This window comes from Arhodomonas sp. KWT (assembly GCF_010993615.1).
The window spans coordinates 1-1,980 of record NZ_WNXE01000348.1 but is presented as its reverse complement, the minus strand read 5'-3'; the positions used below and the strand labels follow the sequence as shown (position 1 = coordinate 1,980).

The following is a 1,980-nucleotide window of genomic DNA, read 5'->3' as shown; positions in this document are numbered from 1 at the left end:
CCGTCTCGTAGAGCGCACGCAGCACATTACGGCCGATACGCCCGTAACCATTGATGCCTACCTTGATCGTCATTGCTGCCTCTCGTCGCGATTGCCGTGCTACCCGGACTCCGTTCATCCGTCGGGGCACGCGTCAGCCGCCGTGCATGACCTGCTCGAAACACACAAGCAGCTCCCGCGTGAACTCCGGGTCGTTGACGTTGTACGGCGTCGAGACCAGGCGGCGCTGCGGCGCCGGACGGAAACGTTCCCGGACGGCGTCGAACAGCGCTTGGTCCGCCTCCGGGTCATGGAAGGGCTGGCCCGGGCGGTCGATTGCGCTGACACCACCCTCCGGCAGCACGAAGCGCACGGGCCCCTCCATGGGGTTGAGACGGTCCGCGATCCAGTACCCCATGCGCCGGTTTTCCTCGGCGGTGGTGCGCATGAGCGTGACCTGCGCGTTGTGCTCGTAGAACAGCCGGTCGTGGTAACGCTCCGGGACCGTCTCGCGGGGACCGAAATTCACCATGTCGAGTGCGCCCACGGACCCCACGAAGGGGATGCGCGTGCGGATGGCCGCGCCGAGACGATCCTCGCCCGCAGAGAGCTCACCGCCCATCAGCAGATCGCAGACCTCGGTGAGCGTGACGTCGAGCACCGCGCCAATCGCGCCGGTGTCGACGAGCTTTTCCAGAGACTCGCCACCAACGCCGGTGGCATGAAAGACCAGTGGCTCGTAATCGGCGGAAAGGGCGTCGACCAGCCGCCCGACGCATTCGGTGGTGACGCCGAACATGCTCAGCCCCACCGCCGGGCGCTGATCGCCGGCGGACGGTACGTCCCCCAGGACCGCTCCGGCGAGTGCATTCGCCGCGTTGGCGAGCACGCGCCGGGAGACACTGTTCAGTCCGGCAAGGTCCGTGACGGCGTTCATCATCATGATGTCCGCCGGTCCGACGTAGCGGCGCACGTTCCCGGACGCGACCGTGGAGACAATGATCTTGGGCACGCCGATGGGCAGGGCCCGCATCGCCGGCGCCGCGGCGGACGTACCCCCGGATCCCCCCAGCGCGATCACGCCGGCGACATCCCCCTGCTCCGGCAGGAAGCGCTCCAGCGCCGTGGCCATGGCGGATACCGCCCTGCCCCGGTCGTCCACCAGCACGGCTGCAGCCCCTTCGGGGTGGTACGCGGCCACCTCGGCGGCCGGGACATCCACCCAGCCGGCGTCGCTACGTGTACCGATGTCGACGACCCGTGTATCCATTCCCCAGGCGTGCAGGCATCCGGCGACGTACGACAGCTCTTCAGCCTTCGTATCGCACGTGCCGATCAGATAGGCAGTGGTCATGCTCTCCTCGCTCCCGGACCCCGGCACCGGCGGGCATCCGTGTCGTCGCTGTGCATCTTGTTATCGCGTCGATGCCCTGACGCTGCCGCAAAACGTGGCACCGCCGGAATGGTCCAGAAACGCAACCACCTGTCCGAAACGCACACGGGCGGGTCGGTGCCCGCGCCGCGCGCTCAGTCCCCCGGCGCAGCCGTGACGGCGGTCGAACGGGCGCGGAAATCCGAGGGCGACACCCCGGTCATCCGCTTGAAGGTTTTGGAGAACGCAAATGCACTGTGATAGCCCACCGAACGCGCGATCGCCTCGATGCTGAACTCGGTGGTGGCGAGCTGGTGGGCGGCGTGCTGCATGCGCAGGTGGGCGAGCTGCTGCATCGGACTTCGGCCGAACGCGGCCTGGCATATCCGCCGCAGGTGCTCGGCGCTGACGTGGGCGATCGCCGCCATGGACTCCACGGTCCAGCGCTGCTCAAGCCCGGCCTCGACACGCTCCAGGACCGCCACGATGCGCCGGTCGTTGCGCCACGGATCCGCGAACCGCGAGATGTAACGCTCGATGCTGTCGATCCAGAGCACGCACGCGGCGGGGTCGTGTTCGCCCAGGAACACCTCGCTGTGCAGACCCAGGATCGCGTGCTTGAGCGGCTC

The 1,980-nt window shown here is 68.0% G+C and carries 2 protein-coding genes; both read right to left on the bottom strand.

From position 1 onward, the window contains the following. Positions 1–133 precede the first annotated feature (133 nt). Positions 134–1,333, bottom strand: coding sequence for a Tm-1-like ATP-binding domain-containing protein (locus tag G7A99_RS18775; protein ID WP_163143055.1), 1,200 nt, complete (start codon positions 1,331–1,333; stop codon positions 134–136). A 173-nt stretch (positions 1,334–1,506) separates the two neighbouring features. Further along, positions 1,507–1,980, bottom strand: a 474-nt coding sequence (locus tag G7A99_RS18770) for a helix-turn-helix transcriptional regulator (protein ID WP_163143052.1), incomplete at its 5' end; no start/stop codon positions are given.

What these genes read in the sequence shown, in the direction of transcription:
- G7A99_RS18775 (WP_163143055.1), bottom strand. Translation starts at nt 1,333, where the DNA reads ATGACCACTGCCTATCTGATCGGCACGTGCGATACGAAGGCTGAAGAG.